General features: G+C 72.3%; 20 protein-coding genes. 10 read left to right on the forward strand and 10 right to left on the reverse strand.

Annotation, left to right across the window (positions count from 1 at the left end; genetic code table 11):
- Window positions 1-6 precede the first annotated feature (6 nt).
- Both CLT72_RS31255 and CLT72_RS31260 read right to left on the reverse strand, forming a co-directional pair.
- On the reverse strand, window positions 7-2,409 hold the full coding sequence (locus tag CLT72_RS31255; protein WP_101414806.1) for a phosphoketolase family protein: 2,403 nt from the start codon (window positions 2,407-2,409) through the stop codon (window positions 7-9).
- 96 nt (window positions 2,410-2,505) lie between these two features.
- A complete protein-coding gene (locus CLT72_RS31260; RefSeq protein ID WP_101414807.1) occupies window positions 2,506-3,363 on the reverse strand; it encodes a universal stress protein in 858 nt (285 codons plus the stop codon).
- A gap of 887 nt (window positions 3,364-4,250) precedes the next feature.
- On the opposite strand from CLT72_RS31260, the gene CLT72_RS31265 reads away from it, so the two are divergent.
- Window positions 4,251-4,850: a hypothetical protein gene (locus tag CLT72_RS31265; RefSeq protein WP_101414808.1), complete on the forward strand. Its 600-nt coding sequence runs from the start codon at window positions 4,251-4,253 to the stop codon at window positions 4,848-4,850.
- Between the two features lie 125 nt (window positions 4,851-4,975).
- Here the strand turns inward: CLT72_RS31265 and CLT72_RS31270 are convergent, their stop codons facing one another.
- The gene (locus CLT72_RS31270; RefSeq protein WP_350823819.1) at window positions 4,976-6,652 is read right to left on the reverse strand and encodes a cellulose-binding protein; all 1,677 of its coding nucleotides are present in this window, start codon (window positions 6,650-6,652) and stop codon (window positions 4,976-4,978) included.
- A gap of 251 nt (window positions 6,653-6,903) precedes the next feature.
- On the opposite strand from CLT72_RS31270, the gene CLT72_RS31275 reads away from it, so the two are divergent.
- Window positions 6,904-7,548, forward strand: coding sequence for an alpha/beta fold hydrolase (locus tag CLT72_RS31275; RefSeq protein ID WP_101414809.1), 645 nt, complete (start codon window positions 6,904-6,906; stop codon window positions 7,546-7,548).
- Window positions 7,549-7,565: 17 nt separating this feature from the next.
- Here the strand turns inward: CLT72_RS31275 and CLT72_RS31280 are convergent, their stop codons facing one another.
- Window positions 7,566-8,000: a VOC family protein gene (locus CLT72_RS31280; RefSeq protein ID WP_101414810.1), complete on the reverse strand. Its 435-nt coding sequence runs from the start codon at window positions 7,998-8,000 to the stop codon at window positions 7,566-7,568.
- A gap of 64 nt (window positions 8,001-8,064) precedes the next feature.
- Between CLT72_RS31280 and CLT72_RS31285 the strand changes: the two genes are divergently transcribed.
- The 7 genes from CLT72_RS31285 to CLT72_RS31315 all read left to right on the forward strand — a co-directional run bounded on the left by CLT72_RS31285 (window position 8,065) and on the right by CLT72_RS31315 (window position 14,230).
- Window positions 8,065-8,301, forward strand: coding sequence for an HTH domain-containing protein (locus CLT72_RS31285; RefSeq protein WP_089001290.1), 237 nt, complete (start codon window positions 8,065-8,067; stop codon window positions 8,299-8,301).
- Entirely contained in the window at window positions 8,301-8,879 is a 579-nt protein-coding gene (locus CLT72_RS31290; protein WP_101414811.1) for a Clp protease N-terminal domain-containing protein, read from the forward strand. The genes CLT72_RS31285 and CLT72_RS31290 overlap by 1 nt, the downstream gene beginning before the upstream one ends.
- A 177-nt stretch (window positions 8,880-9,056) precedes the next feature.
- Window positions 9,057-10,061, forward strand: coding sequence for a diacylglycerol kinase family protein (locus tag CLT72_RS31295; protein ID WP_101415483.1), 1,005 nt, complete (start codon window positions 9,057-9,059; stop codon window positions 10,059-10,061).
- Window positions 10,054-11,055, forward strand: a complete 1,002-nt coding sequence (locus CLT72_RS31300) for a YihY/virulence factor BrkB family protein (protein WP_101414812.1) — start codon at window positions 10,054-10,056, stop codon at window positions 11,053-11,055. Before CLT72_RS31295 ends, CLT72_RS31300 begins: the two co-directional genes overlap by 8 nt.
- 78 nt (window positions 11,056-11,133) lie before the next feature.
- Window positions 11,134-12,624, forward strand: a complete 1,491-nt coding sequence (locus tag CLT72_RS31305) for a phosphatase PAP2 family protein (protein ID WP_101414813.1) — start codon at window positions 11,134-11,136, stop codon at window positions 12,622-12,624.
- Window positions 12,625-12,632: 8 nt separating this feature from the next.
- Window positions 12,633-13,484, forward strand: a complete 852-nt coding sequence (locus tag CLT72_RS31310; RefSeq protein ID WP_101414814.1) for an endonuclease/exonuclease/phosphatase family protein — start codon at window positions 12,633-12,635, stop codon at window positions 13,482-13,484.
- Between the two features lie 62 nt (window positions 13,485-13,546).
- Complete coding sequence (locus tag CLT72_RS31315) at window positions 13,547-14,230, forward strand: hypothetical protein (protein ID WP_101414815.1); 684 nt, start codon at window positions 13,547-13,549, stop codon at window positions 14,228-14,230.
- 229 nt (window positions 14,231-14,459) lie between these two features.
- On the opposite strand, the gene CLT72_RS31320 is transcribed toward CLT72_RS31315, so the two are convergent.
- Together CLT72_RS31320 and CLT72_RS31325 are read right to left on the reverse strand one after the other, a co-directional pair.
- Window positions 14,460-15,317, reverse strand: coding sequence for an alpha/beta fold hydrolase (locus CLT72_RS31320; RefSeq protein WP_101414816.1), 858 nt, complete (start codon window positions 15,315-15,317; stop codon window positions 14,460-14,462).
- Window positions 15,314-16,276 carry a TIGR03557 family F420-dependent LLM class oxidoreductase gene (locus tag CLT72_RS31325; protein ID WP_101414817.1) on the reverse strand — a complete coding sequence of 321 codons (963 nt, stop codon included), beginning with the start codon at window positions 16,274-16,276 and terminating at the stop codon, window positions 15,314-15,316. Before CLT72_RS31325 ends, CLT72_RS31320 begins: the two co-directional genes overlap by 4 nt.
- A gap of 240 nt (window positions 16,277-16,516) precedes the next feature.
- Between CLT72_RS31325 and CLT72_RS31330 the strand changes: the two genes are divergently transcribed.
- Entirely contained in the window at window positions 16,517-17,905 is a 1,389-nt protein-coding gene (locus tag CLT72_RS31330) for a cellulase family glycosylhydrolase (RefSeq protein ID WP_101414818.1), read from the forward strand.
- A 200-nt stretch (window positions 17,906-18,105) separates the two neighbouring features.
- On the opposite strand, the gene CLT72_RS31335 is transcribed toward CLT72_RS31330, so the two are convergent.
- The 4 genes from CLT72_RS31335 to CLT72_RS31350 all read right to left on the reverse strand — a co-directional run bounded on the left by CLT72_RS31335 (window position 18,106) and on the right by CLT72_RS31350 (window position 22,915).
- Window positions 18,106-18,705: a hypothetical protein gene (locus CLT72_RS31335; RefSeq protein ID WP_101414819.1), complete on the reverse strand. Its 600-nt coding sequence runs from the start codon at window positions 18,703-18,705 to the stop codon at window positions 18,106-18,108.
- A gap of 201 nt (window positions 18,706-18,906) precedes the next feature.
- Window positions 18,907-21,051, reverse strand: a complete 2,145-nt coding sequence (locus CLT72_RS31340) for an alpha-galactosidase (RefSeq protein WP_101414820.1) — start codon at window positions 21,049-21,051, stop codon at window positions 18,907-18,909.
- Complete coding sequence (locus CLT72_RS31345; protein ID WP_101414821.1) at window positions 21,048-21,959, reverse strand: carbohydrate ABC transporter permease; 912 nt, start codon at window positions 21,957-21,959, stop codon at window positions 21,048-21,050. Before CLT72_RS31345 ends, CLT72_RS31340 begins: the two co-directional genes overlap by 4 nt.
- A complete protein-coding gene (locus CLT72_RS31350) occupies window positions 21,956-22,915 on the reverse strand; it encodes a carbohydrate ABC transporter permease (protein ID WP_101414822.1) in 960 nt (319 codons plus the stop codon). Before CLT72_RS31350 ends, CLT72_RS31345 begins: the two co-directional genes overlap by 4 nt.
- Window positions 22,916-22,932 lie beyond the last annotated feature (17 nt).

Below are 22,932 nucleotides of genomic sequence, written 5' to 3' on the forward strand. Positions count from 1 at the left end.
TCGCGCTCACTGGTCACCCCGCAGCCCTGGGTCCGTCTCGCGCACCCATCGCCACTCCGCGACCCGCGGGTCGTCCTCGCCGTGCTCGCGGGTGTGGTCCCGGCAGGACTGCCGCGCGTCGACCATCTCCTGCCGCAGGTGGGCGGCCCGGTCGGCCAGCCCCGGCACCCGGTCGATCACGTCGATGACCAGGTGGAAGCGGTCCAGGTCGTTGAGCATCACCATGTCGAACGGCGTGGTGGTGGTGCCCTCCTCCTTGTAGCCGCGCACGTGCAGGTTGTCGTGGTTGGTCCGGCGGTAGGTAAGCCGGTGGATCAGCCAGGGATAGCCGTGGTACGCGAAGATGACCTGCTTGTCGCGCGTGAAGATCGTGTCGAACTCCTTGTCCGACAGCCCGTGCGGGTGCTCCGTGGGCGGCTGGAGCCGCATCAGGTCGACCACGTTGACGACCCGCACCTTCAGCTCCGGCAGGTGCTTGTGCAGCAGGTCGGCGGCGGCCAGCGTCTCCAGGGTCGGCACGTCGCCCGCGCAGGCCAGCACCACGTCGGGTTCGCTGCCGGCGTCCGTGCTGGCCCAGTCCCAGATGCCGATGCCGCGCCGGCAGTGCTGGACGGCCTCGTCCATCGACAGCCAATTCGGGGCGGGCTGCTTACCGGCCACCACCACGTTGATGTAGTGCCGGCTGCGCAGGCAGTGGTCCATGGTGGAGAGCAGGGTGTTGGCGTCCGGCGGCAGGTAGACGCGTACCACCTCGGCCTTCTTGTTCATCACGTGGTCGATGAAGCCCGGGTCCTGGTGGGAGAAACCGTTGTGGTCCTGCCGCCACACGTGGCTGGAGAGCAGGTAGTTCAGCGAGGCCACCGGCTCGCGCCACGGGATGCCCCGGGTCACCTTCAGCCACTTCGCGTGCTGGTTGAGCATGGAGTCGACGATGTGGATGAACGCCTCGTAGCTGGTGAAGATGCCGTGCCGGCCGGTCAGCAGGTAGCCCTCCAGCCAGCCCTGGCACAGGTGCTCGGAGAGGACCTCCATCACCCGCCCGTCGGGCGAGAGGTGGTCGTCGCCGGGCACGGTGCCGGCCACCCAGGCCCGGTCGGTGACCTCGAACGCCGCGCCGAGCCGGTTCGAGGCGACCTCGTCCGGACCGAAGAGGCGGAACGTCTCCGGGTTGGCGGTGATGACGTCGCGTACCCACGGGCCGAGGGTGCCGGTCGCCCCGGCCACGGTCCCGCCGGGCCGCTGCACGTCGACGGCGTAGTCGCGGAAGTCCGGCAGCACCAGGTCACGCAGCACCAGCCCGCCGTTGGTGACCGGGTTGGCGCTCATCCGCCGCTCGCCCCGGGGCGGCAGCTCGGCCAGCTCGGCGACCGGGGCGCCGGTGGCGTCGAAGAGCTCCTCCGGCCGGTAGCTGCGCAGCCAGCGCTCCAGCTCCGCCAGGTGCTCCGGGTTCTTGCGTACCTCCGACAGCGGCACCTGGTGCGCGCGGTAGGTGCCCTCGACCTGCTTGCCGTCGACGTCGTGCGGACCCGTCCAGCCCTTCGGCGTACGCAGGACGATCATCGGCCAGCGGGGGCGCTCGACGGCGCCGCCCGAGCGGGCCCGCCGCTGGATGGCGGCGATCTCGTCCAGCGCCCGGTCCAGCGTGCCGGCGAGCGCCTGGTGCACCGTCGCCGGGTCGTCACCGGCGACCACGTACGGCTCGTAGCCGAAGCCGCGCATCATGGCCAGCAGATCGTCCTCGGGGATGCGGTCCAGCACCGTCGGGTTGGCGATCTTGTAGCCGTTGAGGTGCAGGATCGGCAGCACCGCCCCGTCCCGGGCCGGGTTCAGGAAGACGTTGGAGAGCCAGCTCCCGGCCAGGGGGCCGGTCTCCGCCTCCCCGTCGCCGATGACGCAGGCCACCAACAGGTCGGGGTTGTCGAACGCCGCGCCGTAGGCGTGGCTGAGCGCGTACCCCAGCTCGCCGCCCTCGTGGATCGAACCCGGCACCTCCGCCGCCACGTGGCTGGGGATGCCGCCGGGGAACGAGAACTGGCGGAACAGCCTGGCCATGCCGGCCTCGTCGCGGCCGATGTGGTGGTACACCTCGCTCCAGGTGCCCTCCAGCCAGGTGTTGGCGACGATCGCCGGACCGCCGTGACCGGGGCCGGTGACGAACAGGGCCGACAGGTCACGGGCGACGATGACCCGGTTTAGGTGGGCGTAGAGCAGGTTCAGGCCGGGACTGGTGCCCCAGTGGCCGAGCAGGCGCGGTTTGACGTGCTCGGGGGCCAGCGGCTCGCGCAGCAGCGGGTTGTCCAGCAGGTAGATCTGCCCGACGGTCAGGTAGTTCGCCGCCCGCCAGTAGGCGTCCAGCCGGCGCAGCTCGTCTTCGGTCAGGGGGCCGTGCAGGTCGAGAGCGGTGTCCATACTGCATGAGCCTCTCGCGGGTAGGGGAATCCTGCATCCTCAGAGCGCGGATTCATCCGGGCCGGCCCCATCGTCGCCGGTCGACGCCGATGTGGATCAGGGCCGTTGGTCCCGTGGGTGGCGGGCGTTGCGCCCGTCCACCGGAATCCCCGTCAGCCCGCGCACCACGATCAGCGGCGCGGGGGAGTGGTAGAGCAGCGCCTGACTCACCGCCCCGAGCATGCCCCGCCACGGCTCGTCGCCCCGGGAGGCGACCAGCACCACCTGCGCCGAGCGGGACTGCTCCACCAGGACGGTGCCGGGATCACCCCGGATCGTGTGGCACTCCGTGGCCACCGACGGGAACCGCTGAGCCGAGCGCGCCACCATCCCGACCAGCGGCCCGGCATCCTCGTCGCCGTCCTCCGGCTCGACGACGCGGACCGCCAACAGCCGCGCCTCCCGCCCGGCCGCGCACTCGAACGCCCACTCCAGCGCGGCCTGTGAGCTGTCCGAGCCGTCCACCCCGACCAGCACCGGCCCCTGCGGCGGTGGATCCCGGCGGACCACCAGCACCGGGCAACCGGCCCGGGCGGCGAGCTGTACCGCCGGCGCGTCGACCGACACGCACTCGCCGCTGGCCGCCATGCCGCCGTCCCCGACGGCGAGCAGGAACGCCGACTCCGACCGGCGGACCAGGGTGGGGACGAGGGCACCCTCGAGGATCTCGCCGCTCACCGGCAGCGCCGGCTCGACCTCGTTGGCGACCTGCGTGGCCTGGGAGATCAGCTCCTCGGCGTCCGCGCGCGGCCCCGCGACCGACGGCGCCTCCAGCGCGGCCGCCCAGTCGAACGCGTGCAACAGGCACAGCGGACGCCCGTGCGCGGCGGCCTCCTGCGCCGCCAGTCGGACCACCGGCAGGTTGCGTTCCGTGCCGAGCCCGACCAGCACCGCCGCGTCGGTGGGTGCGGCCATCCGAATCACCTCCGCAGGCGTCGCGCCCGGCCCTCCTGTCGAGGCTAGTCGCGTCCGTACGTGGGTGGGGCGGGATCGCGTGTCGCGACCTGCTGGTCTCTGCCGTGGCTGGTGGCGCGGTCTCTGGTTGCGCTGCGTCGTACCTGCTCGGCGGGTGTGTCGGTTGCGGGACGTCCTGGGTGGGTCGGTTGTGAGGGGTCTCGGGTGGGTCGATGCGCGGCGTGGGGGTGAGGTCGGTTTGCGCTGCGGCGGGCCACACCCCTCGGTGCCCACTCCCACGTCCGGCCGCGGCGGCTCCGGTTCCGGTTCGGGTTCCGGCGAGATCTTGGTAGGAACGCGCCCCTCCAGGGGCCGGTACGTACCAAGATCTCCGTGCATCGCCGCCCCGCCCCGCTTGCGTCGCCTGTCCGGTTCCGGCGTTGCTGTCCGGGTGGGCTCGGTTAGGGCGGCGGTGTTCGAGCCCTCCGGGGGCGGGTGTCCGGTTTGGGGGTGTGGTCGGGGGCATCGTGGGGGTGGAATCGTGGGCGGGGCGGGGTCGTTACACCCTGCGTACGACCGAGCAAGGCCACGCACCGAGGCCACGCCGCTTCTACGGGATGGCGTGCCGGGGTCCCGGAATGATGGCGGGCCGGCGGTCGTTACACATGGTCCGGCCGTCGTGAGGGCACCCCCCGCCCCGCGAAACAGCCGGCCTCTTCCGACCCGCACAGGTCGGACATCCGGCCGACACGGCCGACCTGATCTTTCCTCTGGTACGACGCCGGAGATCCCTCCGGTTCGGCTGGAGATCCCCCTGATCTTCTTGGGCGCCGGACGGTGCTTGCACCCGCGCGAAAGCCGATCCCCCTTCGGTGCGTGGGTGCCAACCCCCGAATGGAGCATCTGCGATGAACACGATCATCCGTAACAGCGTTCTCGGTATCGCCGGTCTCGCGTTCGCCGGTGGTGTGGCCGCCGGCCCGATGACCGACACCACCCACACCAGCGCCCCGAGCGTGGGGGCCACGGCTGTCGCCGTCGTGCAGGCCGACAAGCCGTCGGTGGACAAGAGCAAGCTGGTGCCGCACGGTGTGCAGGGCGCGCAGTCGCACATCGACCTGTCGGACGAGCAGGTGGAGAACGTCAAGGCGATCATCGCGGCGACGAAGAAGGCCGGCATGGACGAGCGCGCCGCCGTCGTCTCGATCGCGACCGCCCTGCAGGAGTCGAAGCTGGAGAACCTGGGTCACCTGGGTGACCGCAACGACCACGACTCGCAGGGCCTGTTCCAGCAGCGTCCGTCCAGTGGTTGGGGCACGGTCGAGCAGATCACCGACCCCGAGTACTCGACCACCGCGTTCCTGAAGGGCCTCAAGCAGGTCGACGGGTGGCAGGACATGCCCCTGACCAAGGCCGCGCAGACCGTGCAGGTGTCGGCGTACCCGGACCACTACGCCCAGTGGGAGCAGATGGCCGCCGACCTGGTCGCCGAGCACTGGAACAGCTGACCCCGAGCAGTGTGAACGACTGCCGCTGGCCGGCACCCCACCCGGGGTGCCGGCCAGCGGCGTCTGCGGCGCGGCAGCAGGACGTCGGCGTCACCGCTGCGGTGACGCCGACGTCGTCCCGCTCGTTACGGGGTGACCACCCTGCCGCCGAAGGTCACGACGAGGCGACCGTCGGACGCGAAGGACCAGCCCAGGGCGCCGGAGTACTGGGAGCACCGGGATCCGTTGGTGCCGGACCAGAACTGGTTCGAGCTGTCGGAGTTGCCGACGATCTTGTCGTTCGAACCGCCGTCGCACGAGGTGTTGTTCCGGAACACCGAGGAGCCGCCGTCGAAGGTGAAGTTGCGTTCGGTGTTGCCGATGCTGGCGTTGTTCGACACCTGCATGGTGCCCAGATTGCGGTTGTAGGTGAATCCGTGCTTGCCGTTGTCGTAGGCGATGTTGCCCCGGACGATGTGGTTCACCCCGATGTCCTCGCCACCGAGCTTGTAGCCGTTGCGGTCGCCGGCCCCGGCCTGGCCGCCGTTGCTGAGGGTGCCGTTGTCGTAGGCGAGGGAGGACTCGATGGTCACCGCGCCGATGGCCCCGGTGTCGCTCTTCGTGTAGAGGTCGTAGCCGTCGTCGATGTTGTTGTGGGCCACGGTGTAGCGGAAGACGTTGCCCGGGCCCACGGTGAGCTTCGGGGCGAAACCGTCGGCGTCCTCACCGTCGGAGTCGACGTTGTCGTGCGACACGGTGCTTACCACGAGGTTGTTGGAGGGCCACTGGTCGCGGGGCGCGTTGGCCACCAGCCGCGAGAGCTGGAGTCCCGAGTCCCGGTTGTGGCGGGTCACCGTACGCTCGATGATGTTGTTGTTTCCAGCGAGCAGGATGCCGTTGTCCCCGGCCCGCTCGACGATGATGCCGCGGATGTGCCAGTACGATCCGCCCACCGCGAGGCCGCGGTTGGCCGGGTCCTCACTCTGGGCCGAGAAGTTCAGGATCGGGGTCTCGCCCGGGTAGGCGAAGATGTTCTTGCGCGCGCTCGACGTGCCGTTGTTGCCCTGGCCGATGGTGATGGTCTGCGAGTAGCGGTAGGTGCCGCCGCGCAGGTAGATCGTGCCGCCGGCGGTGATCCGGGTGATCGCGGAGGTGAGCGTCGTCGGGTTCGCCTCGGTGCCGGCCGCGCTGTCGGTGCCGGTCGGTGCCACGTACAGCGTGTTGCTCGACGGCGGGGGCGTGGTCGGCGGCGGTGTGGTGGGTGGGGGCGTGGTCGGCGGGGGCGTGGTCGGCCCGGTCGTCGGCGGCGGGGTCGTCGTGCCAGAGGCGTACGTTTCGAACTCGGCGACCCTCGGGGTGCCGGTCGAGCTGGTGATCTCGAAATTGATCTTGCGAAGCGAGGTGGCGGCGAAGCTGATGGCCCCCGCCCCGGCGCCGCTGGCCAGGGTGGTGCCGGTGTCGTGGTTGACGACCCGCCAGGAGCCGATGGCCCCGACGGCGCCGGCCGCCTCCCGGATGTTGATCGAGGCCACCGTGGTGGCGGAATCCCACTTGATCGAGATGCGGCCGGTCGAGCCTGCCGGTGACCAGTAGGTGCTCATGTTGCCGTCACGCACGTTGCCGTAGCTGGTGCCGCTGGCCTTGCTGGAGCCGTCGGAGTCGCCCCCGAGGCTGAGGTTGGTCGCGTTGGCGCTCACCGATGCGGGACTGGGGCCGCCGGACGCACCCGACGCCTGGGTCATCGGCAGCGCCGCGGCGACCGCGGCTGCGGCGGCCACGGCGGTGCCGCCGGCGAGAAGCTTGTGTCGCACTGCGGTTCTCACTGTTGGGACTCCTCAGGAGTAGGCGCGGCGCGGGGCGCTGCCTTGCCGCCCGGCACCGCAGGTGGCTTCGTGTCCGCACCCTCGGCCCGGTCGAGAATCGGAAACATCGATGAAACACAGGCTAGGAAAGCGCTTGCCGGGGAGGCAAGAGTGGAAGACATGCAGGTTTGTTGCAGCTGGCGACGCGCGCACGACCAGGACCGGGCCGGGTGTCCGGCTTGCTGTCGTACGCGTGTGTGAGGCTTCGGTACGTGGCGACTTTCGTTCTGATCCACGGCGGCGGGGGCAGCGCCTGGGACTGGCATCTCCTGGCCCCTGAGCTGGTCGGTCGTGGCCACGACGTGGTGGTGCCGGAGCTGCCGATCGGGGACGCCTCGGCGGGGTTCGCCGAGTTCCGCGAAGCGGTCGTCGGCGCGATCGGTGACCGGGGCGATCTCGTGGTCGTCGGGCACTCGTACGGGGCGTTCACCGCGCCGCTGATCGCCGACAGGCTGCCGGTGCGGCTGATCGTCCTGCTCGCGCCGATGGTGCCCAAGCCCGGTGAGAGGCCCGGGGACTGGTGGGACGACACCGGTCACCGGGTCGCGGAGGGGTTGAGCGAGGAGGAGCAGTTCTACAACGGCCTGCCGGCCGAGGTCGTCGCGGAGGCTGCGGCGCACAGCCGGGCGCAGGTCAGCGTGGAGTGGAACGAGCCGTGGCCTCTGGACGCCTGGCCGGCCGTGCCGACGAAGGTGCTCATCGCCCGCGACGACCAGTTCTTCCTGGCGGACTTCCAGCGCCGGGTGGCCGCCGAGCGGCTCGGCGTCGCCCCGGACGAGATCGACGGTGGGCACTCGGTGGCGCTCAGCCATCCGGAGCGGCTCGCCGACCGGCTGACCGCCTACCTGCTCGACTGAGAGGCGTCAGCGGCCACTCAGTCGAGACAGAACTCGTTGCCCTCGACGTCCTGCATCACGAGGCACGACTCGTCGTAGCCGTCGGCGCGCAGCAGTCGCACGCGTACCGCGCCGAGCGCGACCAGCCGCGCGCATTCGGCCTCAAGCGCGGCCAGGCGCTCCTCGCCCACGAGCCCGGTGCCGACGCGTACGTCGAGATGCAGCCGGTTCTTGGCGACCTTGCCCTCGGGGACGCGCTGGAAGAACAGTCGCGGGCCTGCGCCTGAGGGGTCGACACAGGCGAACGCCGAACCCCGTCGCTCGGGCGGCAGCGCGCGATCGAAGCCGTCCCAGGTGGCGTACCCCTCCGGTGCCGGCGGTACGACGTAGCCCAACACCTCGCACCAGAAGCGGGCGACGCGCTCGGGTTCCGCGCAGTCGAAGGTGATCTGTACCTGCCTGATCGACGCCATCGATACACCATAGCCGCTGTCAACATGGGTTGACAGTTCCGCGGTGTCAACGTAGGTTGACGACATGAGTCAGGCAACGGAACTCGCGGCGGCAGCCGGCAGCACCGACCCCCGGGTCGGGCTGCGCGCCGTCCGCGCGCTGCGCCGGCTGCTCGAGCGGCTCGAGGTGGTCCAGGTGGACAACGCCCGTCGACAGGGCTGGTCCTGGCAGGAGATCGCCGACGAGCTGGAAGTCAGCCGGCAGGCGGTCCACAAGAAGCACGCCGGTCGTCCGGCGGTCGGATCCTCCTGGGAGGCGTGATGTTCGAACGGTTCACCGACCGGGCCCGCACTGTCGTGCGCGACGCCCGGGACGAGGCCCGGACCGAGGGCCAGCGGCCCGTCGGCACCGAGCACCTGCTGCTCGCCCTGCTCTCCGACGGCGACAGCCTCGCCGCCCGGGTGCTCGCCGAGGCCGGCCTGCGCGCCGACGACCTGCGGGCCCGCATCCGCCGGCACACCGAGCGGGGAGCCACCGGCCTCGGCGACGCCGACGCCGCGGCCCTGCGCGAGATCGGCATCGACCTGGCCGCCATCGTGGCCCGGATCGAGGAGTCCTTCGGCCCCGACGCGCTGCGCGAGGCCGCGCCGGCGCCGCGTCGCCGCTGGGGTCGTCGACGGTACGCGGGCGGCCCCTTCTCCCCGCGCGCCAAGAAGGTGCTGGAGCTGGCCCTGCGGGAGGCGCTGCGCCTGCGCCACCGGCACATCGGCACGGAGCACATCCTGCTCGGCGTGCTCCGCGAGGGCCACGGCCTCGGCGCGCTGGTGCTCACCGAGGCCGGCGCCGACCTCGACGACCTGCGCCGCCGGGTGGAGACCGCGCTGCGCACGCCCGCCTGACCTCCCGTCCCCGCCGTCGGCCTCCCGGACGACGGGACGCGGCGGGCGAGGCGGGTGAGGCGGAAGTGGGGGAGGAGGCCGGAGCGGCACCGGGGCGCGGCAAACGTGTTGGCGCTGCGCGTAACGTCACCGCGCCGCCGGGTCGCTGCCGTGCCGGATCTGCTGCACACTGGCGCCGTGGATGCTGGACAGGACAAGGGACGCCCGGCGCACGACGGCGGTCTGCGCTCGGCCGTGGTGGTCAACCCGGTGAAGGTGGCCGACCTCGACGAGCTGCGTCGTACGGTCCACGACGCCCTCGCCGCGGCCGGTTGGCCCGAGCCGCTGTGGTTCGAGACCACGGTCGAGGACCCGGGCCGGGGCCAGACGGAGGAGGCGGTCGCGGCCGGCGTGGACGTCGTCTTCGCCTGCGGCGGCGACGGCACCGTGATGGCCTGCGTCAGCGGCCTCGTCGGCACCGACGTGGCGCTCGCCGTGCTGCCGCAGGGCACCGGCAACCTGCTCGCGGCCAACCTGGGGCTGTCGGGTGACCTGGCCGCCGGGCTGGAGGTCGCCGTCGAGCGCGGCCGCCGGCTGCTCGACGTCGGCGCCGTCGAGGACCACTACTTCACCGTGATGGCCGGCATGGGCTTCGACGCCCAGATGCTCGCCGACACCTCGGAGACCACCAAGAAGCGCATCGGCTGGCCGGCGTACGTGGTGGGGGCCGCCCGGCACCTGCGGGACCGGCCGATGAGGGTCTCCATCCGCATCGACGACCAGCAGCCGCTGCGCCGCCGGGCCCGCTCCGTCCTCGTCGCCAACGTGGGCCGCCTCCAGGGCGGCGTACGCCTGCTCACCGAGGCCGAACCGGACGACGGCTACCTCGACGTCGCGGTGCTCACGCCGCGTACGCTGCGGCACTGGCTCGCGCTCGGCTGGGCGGTCGTACGCAAGCAGGACCGTGTGCCCCGGATGGAGGTCTTCCGGGCCCGGCGGGTGGAGATCACCAGCAACCGGGCCCAGCCCCGGGAGCTCGACGGCGATCTCATCGAGCCGGGGCGCACCCTCAAGGCCGAGATCCGGCGACGGGCGCTGTGGCTCTGCGTGCCGCAGCCGGAGCAGGATCCCGACCTGGCCGAGGACGCGCATGCGGCCGCCGAGCGTGGTGAGCAGTTGATCGAGGAAGCCCGCCGTGAGTAGCACCCGCATCGTGCCGGAGACCCGGCTGATGTCGGACGAGGAACTCAACGCCGACGACGCCTGGCACACCCTGCGCCGGCAGGGCGGCTGGCACCTGCTGCGCGACGCGTTCATCCGGTTCCGCTACGGCGACGGGTTCAGCCACTCGCGCGCCTTCGCGCTGCAACTCTGCCTCGCCGTGGTGCCGTTCCTGATCGCGCTGACCGGCCTCATCAGCGAACTCGGCGTGGAGGAGGGCGGCCAGGTCGTCGCCGACACGGTCCTGGCCCTCACCCCCGGGGCGAGCGAGCCGATGGTGGCCGAGCTGCTCGGCGAGGGGGACCGCACCGAACGGGCGGGCGAGCTGGCGCTCGGCCTGGGCATGCTCACCGGCCTGGTCGCGCTGACCAGCACCATGGCCCAGATCGAACGCGGGGCCAACCGCATCTACGGCGTGGAACGGGACCGGCCCGCGCTGTGGAAGTACGTCCGCGCGACCATCCTCGCGCTCGCTGCCGGCGTACCGGCGTTGACCGGGTTCCTGATCCTCGTCGGCGGCGGCCCGATGGGCGACTCCGTGCAGCGGCACTACGCCTGGGGCGAACTCGCCAACGGCCTCTGGGACGTGGTGCGCTGGCCACTGAGCCTGGGCCTGACCGTCCTCGCCGTCGCCGTGATCTTCCGGCACGCCCCCCGCCGCAAGCAGCCCGGCCTGTCCTGGCTCTTCTTCGGCGCCGGCATCGCCACCGCCCTGTGGTGGCTGGCCAGCCTGCTGCTGGCCGCGTACGTGCGCGTCAGCGGGGGGTTCGGCCAGACGTACGGGGCGCTGACCGGGATGATGGCGCTGCTGCTCTGGGCCAACCTGACGGGCATGGCGCTGTTCGGTGGACTCTCCTTCGCCGCCCAGCTCGAGGCGCTGCGCATCGGCGTGCGGGAGCCCGCCCAGCCCGACCTCTGGGAGCCCGAGGCCACGCGCGAGGAGACCCACGACACCGGCGAGATGACCTCGCTGTAGCTCCGCATCGGACACCCCCGGTGTACGCGGAGCGCCGATCGGGTATTGCGGCACGCCAGAGGCGAGAGGGAGGCTGCCGTGGACGCGGTCAAAGAGGTGTTACGACGACCCTTGGGTCACTTCACCGAGCGGACCCTCGCCGGTCTGGCGATCGTGCTCGGTGCCGGGGTCGGCTTCGGGGTGCTCCTCGTGCTCGTCCGGACCCGGTGGACCCCGCTCTACGACGTCGACCACGGCGTGGCCCAGTGGCTCAACGACCTGGTCGCCCCGCACGGACCACTGGTGACCGTGCTCAACGCCCTCACCGACCTCGGCGGGCGGGCCGTCATCATCTGGCTGGTGTCGGTCGCCGTGGTGGGCCTGCTGATCCGCAAGCAGGGCCGGCTCGCGGTCTTCCTGATCGTCACCGGCGTCGGCGCCCTCGTCCTCGACCCGGCGCTCAAGACCCTGGTGGACCGGCTGCGCCCCGAGGTGGAGGTGCCCATCGGCACGTACGCCGGGGACAGCTTCCCCAGCGGCCACGCGCTCGGCTCGATGGTCGCGTACGGGGCGCTGCTGCTGGTCTTCCTGCCGGCCATGTCGCGCCGCTGGCGCAAGCCCGCGATCGCCCTGGTCGCCCTCGTCGTCTTCCTCATCGGCCTGACCCGGATCGCGCTGGGCGTGCACTTCGTCTCGGACGTGCTGGGGGCCTGGCTGCTCGGCGCCGCCTGGCTCGGCGTCACCGCGTACGCCTTCCGGCTCTGGCGGCTGGAGCGGGGCCGTCCGGTCCCGGCGCTGACCGACGGGCTGGAGCCGGAGGCCGCGCACGACGTCGCGCCCGCCCCCGACGAGGCGCACCTGCTACCGCACCCCCGGGCCGCCGTGTTCGAGCTGATCGTCGGCTGGGTGCTCGTCCTCGGCGCGCTGTACGGCTTCGGCATGTTCGTCAGCTACTACGCCGACGGCACCTTCTTCGCCACCCTCGACACCGACGTGCCACGGTGGTTCGCCGAGCACCGCACCCCGGGCAGGGACGACTTCAGCTACTGGTGGAGCAAGGTCGGCGACACCCACGCGATCCTGCTCATCTCGCTGGTCTTCTGCCCGCTCGTGCTCGCGGTGTGGCGGCGCTGGCGACCGGTGCTGTTCGTGGCGTTGACCATGTTCGGCGAGCTGAGCCTCTTCCTCGCCTCCGCCGCCGCGGTCGACCGGCCGCGCCCGCCGGTCGGCAACCTCGACGGGCCGATGCCGACCTCCTCCTTCCCGTCCGGCCACATCGCCGCCACGCTCTGCGTCTGGGTGGCGATCGCGGTGATCGTCTTTCCGCGTACCGACCGGTGGTGGCGGTGGATCTTCGTGGCGCTGGCGGTCGTGATGCCGGCGGGCGTGGCGATCAGCCGGATGTACCGGGGGATGCACCACCCCACCGACTTCATGGGCGCGATCATCCTCACCACCCTCTGGATCGGGCTGCTCTACTGGGTCGTACGTCCCAACGAGGACCTGCGCGAGGGCAACCAACCGAGCATCGAGTCCGAGGACGTCGACACCCTCGACGACGAGCTGGCCAAGGCCGGCCGGGCGGACTGACCCGGCCCATGCTGCGGGCGATGACCTGGAACATCCGCACGGGCGGGCGCGACCGGGGCGGCGCCGACCGCCGGGACCTGCTGGTGCGGGTCGTCGCCGCCGAGCGGCCGGACGTGCTGGCGTTGCAGGAGTTGCGGGACTTCGACGACCGGCCGGCGGCTGCGCCTGCCCCCGCCGGTGGTCTCCGCGCAGATGGGGGCGGCGTGCTCGCCGACTTCGCGGGCCGGGTGGGGATGCGCCCCCACCTGGCCCGGTCCTGCTTCGGTCAGCCGGTGGCGGTGCTGCTCCGCCCGCCGCTGCGGGCGCTCGCCGCGACCCGGGTGCGCCGGCCGTTCCACCACGCCGCGCAGCGCGTCAGCGTGGCCACCACCGCGGGCGCGCTGACGGTGCTGAGCGTGCACCTCGACCCGTACTCGGGGTTGCGGAGGCGCGTCGAGGCGGGCTGGGCCGCCGCCGCGCTACGCCGCGCGCCGGGGCGACTGGGGCTGTTGGCCGGCGACCTCAACACCCTCGACCCGGTCGCCGAGCACACCGACCGCATCGCCCGGCTGCCGGCCGCGTACCGCCGTCGTCACCTGCGCCGCGACGGTCGGACGGTGGAGACCCGGGCGGTGGCCCGGCTGCTCGCCGCCGGCCTGGTCGACCTGTACGCGGCGGCCGGCCGGACGGACGACGGGCTGACGGCCCCCACCCGGCATGGGGGCGGGGCCGAGTTCTCGGGGATGCGGCTGGACTACCTGTTCGGCACCGCCGCGCTCGCCGAGCGGGTGCGGGACTGCCGGGTGCTGCGCGGCGGCGAGACCGAGTACGCCTCCGACCACTACCCGGTCGTCGCGGACCTCGACCTCGACCCCGCCTGACCACCTGGCCGTCCCGAGGGCCGCGAGGACGGCGCGTTGCCGCTGCGGACTACCGTGAGCTGGTGATCGACTCGCCGAGTCCGGAGCCGGGGCGCACCGGGTCGTCGCCCGCTCCGCTGCTGGTCGCCGTCGCCCGGGGAATCGCGCTGGTCGTGGTGGTGCCGCTGCGGTTGACCTGGGAACTGGTCGCCGCCGTCGGCGGCTGGCTGCACCGCTGGCTGCTCGCGCCGGTCGGCCGGTTCCTGGACCGCTGGCTGCTGCGCCCGTTGGGCTGGCTGCTGCGGATGCTGCTGTGGGTGCCGCTGGTGTGGCTCGATCGTGGCCTCGGCTGGCTGTTCCGGACGGTGGTGTGGGTGCCGCTGGCCTGGCTGGCGTACCACCTGATCTGGGTGCCGCTGCGTTGGCTGGGCCGCGTGCTCGCCCCAGTCGGACGCCTGCTTGTGGCCGGGTTCGCGGCGGTCGGCCGTTGGCTGGCGGCGGCGGGCCGGGTGCTGCTGCACGCGCTCGCCTGGGCCTGGTGGGCCGCCGGCCGGCTGCTGTGGTGGTGCTACGCGCTCACGCTGCGGCTCTTCGTGCTGGCGGCGGGCTGGCTGTGGCGGAACGCCGTCCGCCCGGTGGGCCGGGCGGTGGCCGCCGCGTGGCGGGCGACGGTGTCGCCGGCCGTGCGCTGGGTGCGCCGCGCCGTCGTGGGCCCGGTCCGCCAGGCGACCCGTGAGGTGTCGACGGCCCTGGGGCTGCGCGGCTGACCGCCCACGCGGCCCCGTGAGCGGCGCCCGAGCGAGATCTTGGCGCGGAACGGCCCCTCCAGGGGCACCCCCGTACCGAGATCTCCGGAGCGGGAGCGGGGCGGGTTACAGGAGCAGGTTGAGCAGGACGGTCAGGACGACCGACGCGACGATCGAGAAGAGGATCATCAGCAGGCAGCCGAGGCCGCCGCCGGCCGGCCGGATCTCCGTGTTGCCGATACGCATGTGATCACCTGTTCGTCAGCGAGGGGGCGAGAAGGGCGCGCACCGCGTCGGCGAGCTGCGTCGGCGCGGTGGTGGCGACGTTGTGCGCGGCGCCGGGCACGGTGACCGTACGGGCGTGCGGCACCAGCCGGCCCACCTGCGTACGCCAGGACGGCGGCACGATCGGGTCCCGGGAGCCGGCGACCACCAGGGTGGGTGCGGCGATGCGGACGAGATCCGCCTCGACGCCGTTGCGTACCGAGTGCGACAGCGTCGCGTAGACCCGCCAGGGGCGGGCGTCGACGACGTCCCGCAGCAGGATCGGCGCCTGCAACGGCGCCTCCCACAGGGTGTCCACCAGCCAGCGTCCGAACTGCGCCCGCCGGGACCGGGCGGCCGGGTCGCTGGTCGGGCCGGCGAGCACCACCGCTGCGACCGCGTCGGGGTGCCGGGCGGCCAGCGCCGCGACGACCTCCGCGCCGAACGAGTGCCCGAGCAGGCAGACGGGCGGCATCCGGTACGCGGCCAGCCAGGCGGCCAGGTGCGCGGCGTGCTCGCGCACGTCGTACGCGCGGCCGGGGCGCTCGGTCAGCCCGAAGCCGGGCAGGTCGGGCACGTACACCGGATGGGTGTCGGCCAGCGCCAGGGCGAGCGGGGTCAGGTAGCGGTGGGACACGGCCAGCCCGTGCACCAGCACGACCGGGGTGGCGGCGGTGCCGGGGTCGCCCGCGCGGCGGGTGTGCGTACGCAGCCCGTCGACCAGCCGCCATTCGCTGGTCAGCCCGGCGGCCGGTCTCGGGGCGGCCAGCGCGACGCGCAGCTCCGCCGGACCGAACCGGCCCGGCGGGCTCACCCGGGGCCGCCGGGTCGGTGTGGTCCTCACAGCTCGCGCAGCCTCGGCAGGAGCTGCTCCTGCGCCCAGTCCAGGAACATCGGCTGCGTCTCGCCGCCCACCTGCACGATCGCCACGTGGGTGAAGCCGGCGTCGACGAACTTGCGGAACGCCTCGACGTGCCGGTCCACGTCGGGCCCGCAGGAGATCCCCTCGGCCACGTCCTCCTCGCGGACGAACTGCGTGGCGGCGGCGAACGACTCCGGCCCGGGCAGGTCCGCGTTGACCTTCCAGCCCATCCCGAACCAGCGGAACTGGTCGTGCACGATCTTGCGGCACTCCGCCTCGTCCGGGCCGTAGCAGATGGCCACCTGGCCGTAGCGGGGCTGCCCGGCGCCGCCGGCCTCGTCGTACATCTCGATGATGTGCGGGTCCGGCTCGGTCGCGACGAGGCCGTTGCCGTACTCGGCGGCGAGGGTGACCGACTGGCGGCCGGAGGCGGCGACGGCCATCGGCACGGGCCGGGCCGGGCGGTCCCACACGTAGGCGTCGGGCACGTCGTAGTGGTTGCCCGAGAAGGTGAGCGTCTCCCCGTTGAGCAGCGGCCGGATGATCTGGAGCGCCTCCTCGAACATCTCGTGCCGCTGCTGCACGTGTGGCCAGCCGCCGACGACGTGCTCGTTGAGGTTCTCGCCCGCGCCCAGGCCGAGGGTGAACCGGCCGTCGGAGAGCACCCCGACCGTGCTGGCCTTCTGCGCCACGACCGCCGGGTGGTAGCGGCGGATCGGGCAGGTGACGAAGGACATCAGCTCCGCGCGGCTGGTGGCGTGTGCGACCGCGCCGAGCACCGACCAGGCGTACGGGGAGTGGCCCTGGGAGTCCAGCCAGGGGTAGTAGTGGTCGGAGATGACGAGCTGGTCGAAGCCGGCCGCCTCCGCCCGCACCGCGTAGTCGACCAGTTGCTTCGGACCGGCCTGCTCGCACATCAGGGTGTAGCCGACGTTGACCATGGATGTCTCCTTCCGACCCGGGCGGATCATCCCCGGATACCCCGGCCAGCCCCGGTCAACCCCCCGCGTCCGGTGTCGACCGACTGCTGCTTAACCGGTTCATTGCGTGACCGGCCCGACCCGCCTACGCTGATCCCTGCGCCGCCGGGAGCCGGGCGGCGGCTGCCGGGCTGCAGCCGCCATCCCCTGTGACGTCCCACCCCCACCTGGGCAGTGGGGGTCCTCCCTCTGAGGAAGGCCATGAAGAAGAGACTCTCCGCCGCCGGTGCGGCCCTGCTCGCGTTGCTGGTCGCCGTACTGGCGTTCGGCCAGCCCGCGCGGGCCGCCACCGGCTTCTCCGTCGCCGACGGCAAGCTCTACGACGCCAACGGCAGCGAGTTCGTCATGCGCGGCGTCAACCACGCGCACACCTGGTACCAGCAGCAGACCAGCTCCTTCGCCAACATCAAGGCGCTCGGGGCGAACACGGTGCGCGTGGTGCTGGCCAGCGGCCAGCGGTGGGCGAAGAACGACACCGCCGACGTCGCCAACGTCATCTCGCTGTGCAAGGCCAACCGGCTGATCTGCGTGCTGGAGGTGCACGACACCACCGGCTTCGGCGAGCAGAGCGGGGCGGCCACCCTGGACCAGGCGGCCGACTACTGGCTCAGCGTCTCCAGCGCCCTCGCCGGCCAGGAGAAGTACGTCATCGTCAACATCGGCAACGAGCCGTACGGCAACCAGGGCTACGGCACCTGGGCGACCGACACCGCCAACGCGATCAAGCGGCTGCGGGCGGGCGGCCTGACCCACACGATCATGGTCGACGCCCCCAACTGGGGCCAGGACTGGTCGTTCACCATGCGCGACAACGCCGCGTCGGTCTTCGCGGCGGACCCGCAGAAGAACACCGTCTTCTCCATCCACATGTACGGCGTCTTCGACACCGCCGCCGAGATCAGCGACTACCTCGGCCGGTTCCGCGCCGCAAAGCTGCCGATCGTGGTCGGCGAGTTCGGCTTCGACCACTCCGACGGCAACCCCGACGAGGACACCATCCTCTCCTACTCCCAGGCCAACGGGATCGGCTACCTGGGCTGGTCGTGGAGCGGCAACGGCGGCGGCGTCGAGTACCTCGACATGGTCACCAGCTTCAACCCCGCCGCGCTGACCACCTGGGGCCAGCGCATCTTCAACGGGGCGAACGGGATCAAGGCCACCGCGAAGGAGGCGACGGTCTTCGGCAGCACCCCGCCGCCGACCACCCCGCCGCCCACGACGCCCCCGCCGACCACCCCGCCGCCGACGACGCCCCCGCCCACGACCCCGCCGCCGTCCACCCCGCCGCCGGGCGGCTGCACGGCGACGTACGCGGTGACCAACCAGTGGCAGGGCGGCTTCCAGGGTGAGGTGAAGGTGACCGCCGGCTCGGCCGCGATCACCGGCTGGACGACGAAGTGGACGTTCGCAGGAGGCCAGACCGTCAGCCAGTCCTGGAACGCCGCCCTGAGCAGCAGCGGGTCGGCCGTCACCGCCCGCAACGTCGACTACAACGGCCGGCTGGGTGCCGGCGCCAGCACCAGCTTCGGCTTCATCGCCAGCTGGAACGGCACCAACGCCACGCCTGCGGTGACCTGCACCGCGAGCTGAGACCCGCTCCCACCGGTGGCCGGTCCGCGTGTCCCCGGCCACCGGTGGGACCCTGCCGTACACGCTGTCGAGCTGCCCCGTCCGTGCGATCGACACATGACCGCCCCCGCCCACGCCGACCGCCAGAGCTGCAGACAGCTCCGGCTCGTCCATCTCTCCTGCGTCGATGCGTTACGCATTCGCATGGCGGTGTTGTCGCCCTACTCCCTGTACACCCACTTCCGTAACCTGTCAGCCACGGCTGACGCGCCGTCGGGCTGCCGCAGAGATTGCAGAAATACCCGGTGCCGCCAGGCCAGTAGCGCGATCCAGAAGACCACCACAGCCCACAGCAACAGAGAGATGCTGCGGAACCGTTTGACTGCCGCGTCGCGGCGTACCTGGGCCTCGGTCGCCGTGTAGACCACAGTGCCGTCGGCGACGAAACCGTCGGCGGTGATCCGGTGGTGCACCTTGCCGAGGGAGCTGGCGTTCTCCAGCGTCGGCGCGGGGTCTTCGCGCAGCTCGAACCGGACCGGCGTGCCGGGCACCAGCTCCCTGCCCGGCAGACTCCGTACCCTGAACTCGACCCCGGGGTGCTCGCGGAGCTTCACCAGATTACGCACGACGAAGGTCCTTCTATTGCCTGATCCCGACATCTCCTGTGCGGTCCCGATCGAGTCGACCGTGCCCGTCACCACGAACAGCTCTGTCGGCAGGTCCGGCTCGTCGGCGTCCGTTGCCATGTGCCAGAAGAAGGCTGCGGTAACGGCAAGCGCGAGGAGGGCCACGTAACGCGCTCTGGGGCGGAAGTGCGGCATGCGGGCGAGAGTAGCCACCTTCAGCCACCGGTGCCGTTGCCCCCGACCGGCCGGCGACACGAAACCCACGGCGGCCCGCACCTGACGCCACGACGACACAGTCGGTGACATCCCGCCCCACCATCCACATTGCCGCCCGGACCGCGTCTTCGACGGTTCATGAGGATCGGGCGGGCGGCGGCGCCGCTCCGCCGCCGGCCGTCACTCGTCGGTGGCGGTGAGTTCGAGCAACAGGGTCTGCTCGGGGTGCAGCGCCGGCATCTGGAGCCCGACGGTCGCCAGCACCGCGCCGCCGAGCGTCACGCCGTTCCCGTCCGCCAGCCAACCCGGCCCGGTCAGTTCGAGGGTGGCGGGTTCCGGCACGCCGGCGACGGGCCGCACCGCATACCGGCGGCGGGGGTCGAGGCCGGGGAGCCGGACCGGCCCGGGCGTCTGCGCCACCGAGGTGGCCACCCGGGCCACGGCGTACACCGCGCGGCAGCCGTCGTGGGCGACCACGCCGTGCGCCCAGACGGCCGGGTCGGGGTGGTCGACCCGGACCACCCGGCCGGCGTGCAGCAGCGGGCGGAGCCGCTTGTGCAGCGCGACCCAGGCGGCCAGTTCGCGACGCCGTCCCGCGTCGATCGCGCCGATGTCCCACTCGATGCCGAGGTGGCCGAAGAGCGCGGTCGCGGCGCGGAAACCCAGGTCGTGCACGCGGTGGGTGGTGTGCGAGCGCTCCGGCCCGATGTGGCTGCCGACCAGCTCGGGCGGGAGCAGCAGCCCTGTCCAGCGCTGGATGGCCAGCCGTTCCAGGGCGTCGTTGCAGTCGCTGGCCCAGACCCGGTCGGTGCGCAGCAGGATCTCCAGGTCCACCCGCGCGCCGCCGGACGCGCAGCTCTCGATCTCCACCCGCGGGTGGCGGCGGCGCAGCTCGTCGAGGAGCCGGTAGGCCGCGAGGGTCTGCCCGTGCACCCCCGGGCGGCCGTGGTGACCGGCCTCGGTCAGGTCCCGATTGTGGTCCCACTTGAGGTAGTCGATGCCGGGGTGCGCGGTGAGCAGCGCGTCGAGCCGCTCCAGCAGGTGGGCGTACGCGGGCGGGTGGGCCAGGTCGAGCACCTGCTGGTGCCGCCACGTCGGCGGCAGCCGGCCGGGCGTCGACAGCACCCACTCCGGGTGGGCGCGGAACAGCTCGGAGTCCGGGTTGACCATCTCCGGTTCGACCCAGAGGCCGAACTGCATCCCGCGCCCGCGTACGTGGTCGACGAGCGGGTGCAGGCCGTCGGGCCACACGGTCTCGTCGACGTACCAGTCGCCGAGGCCGGCGCGGTCGTGGCGACGCCCCCGGAACCACCCGTCGTCGAGCACGAAGCGTTCCACCCCGACCTCGGCGGCGTGGTCGGCCAGCGCAAGCAGCCGCTCCAGGTCGTGGTCGAAGTAGACGGCCTCCCAGACGTTGAGGGTGACCGGGCGGGGCGTGGCCGGGTGCTGCGGGCGGGCGCGCAGGTGGGTGTGCAGGACGTCGCTGATCCCGTCCAGCCCGGCGGCGGAGAAGGCGGCGTAGAGCAGGGGAGTGGCGTACTCCCCGCCGGGGTCGAGCACCACCTCGCCGGGGGCGAGCAGCTCGCCGCCGCCGAGGACCGACTCGCCCGTCGGCCGCCGCTCGGCGAAGGTGACGTGATCGCCGCTCCACGCGGTGTGCACGGCCCACACCTCGCCGTGACCGAACCCGAACCCCGCCGTGCCGGCGACCAGCAGCAGGGTCGCGTCGTGCCCGGTGCGGCCGTGCCGGCCCTCGCGTACCCAGGTGCCCATCGGCCAGGGGTGCCGCTGCGGGGACCGTTCCCGGCACCACCGGCCGGTCAGGTCGAGCAGTTCGGTGGCGACCGTCGGCACCGGCAGGACCGGCGTCAGCTCCCGCAGCTCGTACGGGTGGTCGCCGGTGTTGCGCAGCCGGTGGCGCAGCAGCACCAGCCCGGTGGCGTCGAGCGTGAGCTCGACGGTCAGCGACAGCCCGGCGGCGGCGTCGGCCGCCCGTACGGTGACCCGGGCGGGACCGCTGCCGTCGTCGGCCACGTCGACGCCGTCGAGCCGGAAGGCGGTGGACCAGTCCCGGCGCTCGCGGTGCCCGGCCAGCGCGGGCCGGCCGCCCCAGCCGGCCGACGCCTCGGGCAGCAGGGACAGCACCGTCGGCGCGTCGAAGCTGCTCGGTACGACCGGCGCGACGGTCGCGGTGAGCAGGGCGGGCAGGTCGTCGGCCGGGACCGGGCCGAGATCGGCGCCCCAGTGCGCGAGGCGGGGCAGCCCCGGGCCGCGCGCGTCGAGCACCAGGCTGGTCCGGGCACGGCGCAGGTGGACGACGCTCATCCCTTCGACGCTCCCAGGGTCAGGCCCCGGACGAACTGCCTCTGCAACAGGAAGAACACCACCAGGGTCGGGATCGCGACCAGCACCGAGCCGGCCGAGACGAGGTTGTTGTCGGTGAAGAACTCGCCGCGCAGGTTGTTCAGCGAGCTGGTCACCGGAAACTTGTCGCCGGTACGCATGAGCACGGTGGCCCAGAAGAACTCGTTGTAGATCCAGGTCACCTCCAGGGTGGCCAGCGCGGCGAGGGCCGGTCGGCACAGCGGCACGGTGACCTGCCAGTACTGGCGCCAGACGCTCGCCCCGTCGATCATCGCCGCCTCGTAGAGGTCGTGCGGCAGGGCCTTCATGTAGTTGCTGAGCACGAAGACGCAGAAGCCGCACTGGAAGGCGACGTTGACCAGGATCAGCCCCCAGTAGCTGTCGTAGAGCACCTCCGAGTCGCTCATGAACGCCGGCAGCGGCACCTGGGTGAAGAGCCGGAACAGGGGGATGAGCAGGGCCTGCTGGGGCAGCAGGTTCGCGGCGGTGAACAGGCCGAGCAGGACGATGTTGGTCTTCCAGCTGAACCGGGCGATGACGAACGCCACGCAGGAGGCGAGGAAGAGGGTCAGCAGCACCGCCGGCACGGTGATGTAGACGGAGTTGAGGAAGTGCTTTCCGAACTCGGCGGTCCGCCAGGCGGTGACGTAGTTGTCGAAGGTCCACCCGCCGAGCGAGACGTAGCCGTTGGTGGCCGTGTACTCGTAGGAGCGCAGCGAGGTCAGCACGGCCCAGAGGATCGGGAAGAGCCAACCGATCGCCACCGCGGCGAGGAAGACGTGCAGCACGATCCGCGCCGGGCGCGGCGGCGGGCGCCGCCGGGACGCGGGGGCGGTGCCGGCATCCCGGGTGACGGTAGCGGTGCTCATCGGCGTCCCTCCCGCAGCACGGTCGCCAGGTAGACGGTGATGAAGAGCAGCGAGACGACCAGCATGATCGTCGCCAGTGCGGAGCCGAAGCCGATGCGGCTCGCCTCGCCCACGACGTTCTGGGTGACCAGCGCCGAGATCAGTTCCAGGCCGTTGCGGCCCTTGTTGATGACCCAGACCAGGTCGAACGCGCGCAGCGACTCGATCACCGTCACCACCAGCACGATGATGTTGATGGGCCGCAGGACCGGGAAGATCACCTTGAAGAACGTCCGGGCCTCCGACGCGCCGTCCACGGCGGCGGCCTCCCGCAGGGACGGGTCGACGCCCTTGAGCCCGGCCAGGTAGAGCAGCATGATGTAGCCGACGTGCCGCCAGCCGGCGGCCACCAGCACGGCCCAGATGTTGACGTCGGGGTCGCCGTACCAGTCGACGTCGGTGCCGAGGACGGCGTTGAGCAGGCCCTGGTCGCGGGAGTAGAGCAGCTGCCAGACGAACCCGATCAGCGCCAGGGAGAGCACCACCGGCAGGTAGAGCGCGGTCTGGTAGAACCGGGTGCCGCGCAGCTCCTTGTCGAGCAGGACGGCCAGGAACATGCCGAACGGGGTGGCCACCGCGAACAGCGCCGCCAGCCAGAGCAGGTTGTTCTGCACGGCCGGTACGAACGGCGGATAGTTCTGGACCACGTCGGCGTAGTTGCGACCGCCGACCCACTCGATGCCGGAGACCGGGCCGATGCCGTCCCAGTCGGTGCCGGAGAGCAGCACGGTGGCGCCCGCCGGCAGCCAGACCAGGCCGACGACGAGTAGCAGCGGTACGGCCACCATGAGCGCGACGACCACGCGGTCGGTGCGGGACAGCAGCCGTACGCGCCGGCGGCGGCCACCCGTGGGGGTGGTGGCCGCCGCCGGCGGCGGCGCGGCGCGATCCGCTTGGATCAGGGGCAGGTCGGACACGGTGCCCTCACCCTCTC

Source organism: Micromonospora sp. CNZ309, assembly GCF_002846525.1.

Excerpts from the sequence above, each read along its gene's own strand:
- CLT72_RS31265 (WP_101414808.1), top strand. The coding sequence starts at position 4,251 with ATGAACACGATCATCCGTAACAGCGTTCTCGGTATCGCCGGTCTCGCG.
- CLT72_RS31255 (WP_101414806.1), bottom strand. The coding sequence starts at position 2,409 with ATGGACACCGCTCTCGACCTGCACGGCCCCCTGACCGAAGACGAGCTG.
- CLT72_RS31260 (WP_101414807.1), bottom strand. The coding sequence starts at position 3,363 with ATGGCCGCACCCACCGACGCGGCGGTGCTGGTCGGGCTCGGCACGGAA.
- CLT72_RS31340 (WP_101414820.1), bottom strand. The coding sequence starts at position 21,051 with ATGAGCGTCGTCCACCTGCGCCGTGCCCGGACCAGCCTGGTGCTCGAC.
- CLT72_RS31310 (WP_101414814.1), top strand. The coding sequence starts at position 12,633 with ATGCTGCGGGCGATGACCTGGAACATCCGCACGGGCGGGCGCGACCGG.
- CLT72_RS31290 (WP_101414811.1), top strand. The coding sequence starts at position 8,301 with ATGTTCGAACGGTTCACCGACCGGGCCCGCACTGTCGTGCGCGACGCC.
- CLT72_RS31325 (WP_101414817.1), bottom strand. The coding sequence starts at position 16,276 with ATGGTCAACGTCGGCTACACCCTGATGTGCGAGCAGGCCGGTCCGAAG.
- CLT72_RS31335 (WP_101414819.1), bottom strand. The coding sequence starts at position 18,705 with ATGCCGCACTTCCGCCCCAGAGCGCGTTACGTGGCCCTCCTCGCGCTT.
- CLT72_RS31280 (WP_101414810.1), bottom strand. The coding sequence starts at position 8,000 with ATGGCGTCGATCAGGCAGGTACAGATCACCTTCGACTGCGCGGAACCC.
- CLT72_RS31330 (WP_101414818.1), top strand. The coding sequence starts at position 16,517 with ATGAAGAAGAGACTCTCCGCCGCCGGTGCGGCCCTGCTCGCGTTGCTG.
- CLT72_RS31285 (WP_089001290.1), top strand. The coding sequence starts at position 8,065 with ATGAGTCAGGCAACGGAACTCGCGGCGGCAGCCGGCAGCACCGACCCC.
- CLT72_RS31345 (WP_101414821.1), bottom strand. The coding sequence starts at position 21,959 with ATGAGCACCGCTACCGTCACCCGGGATGCCGGCACCGCCCCCGCGTCC.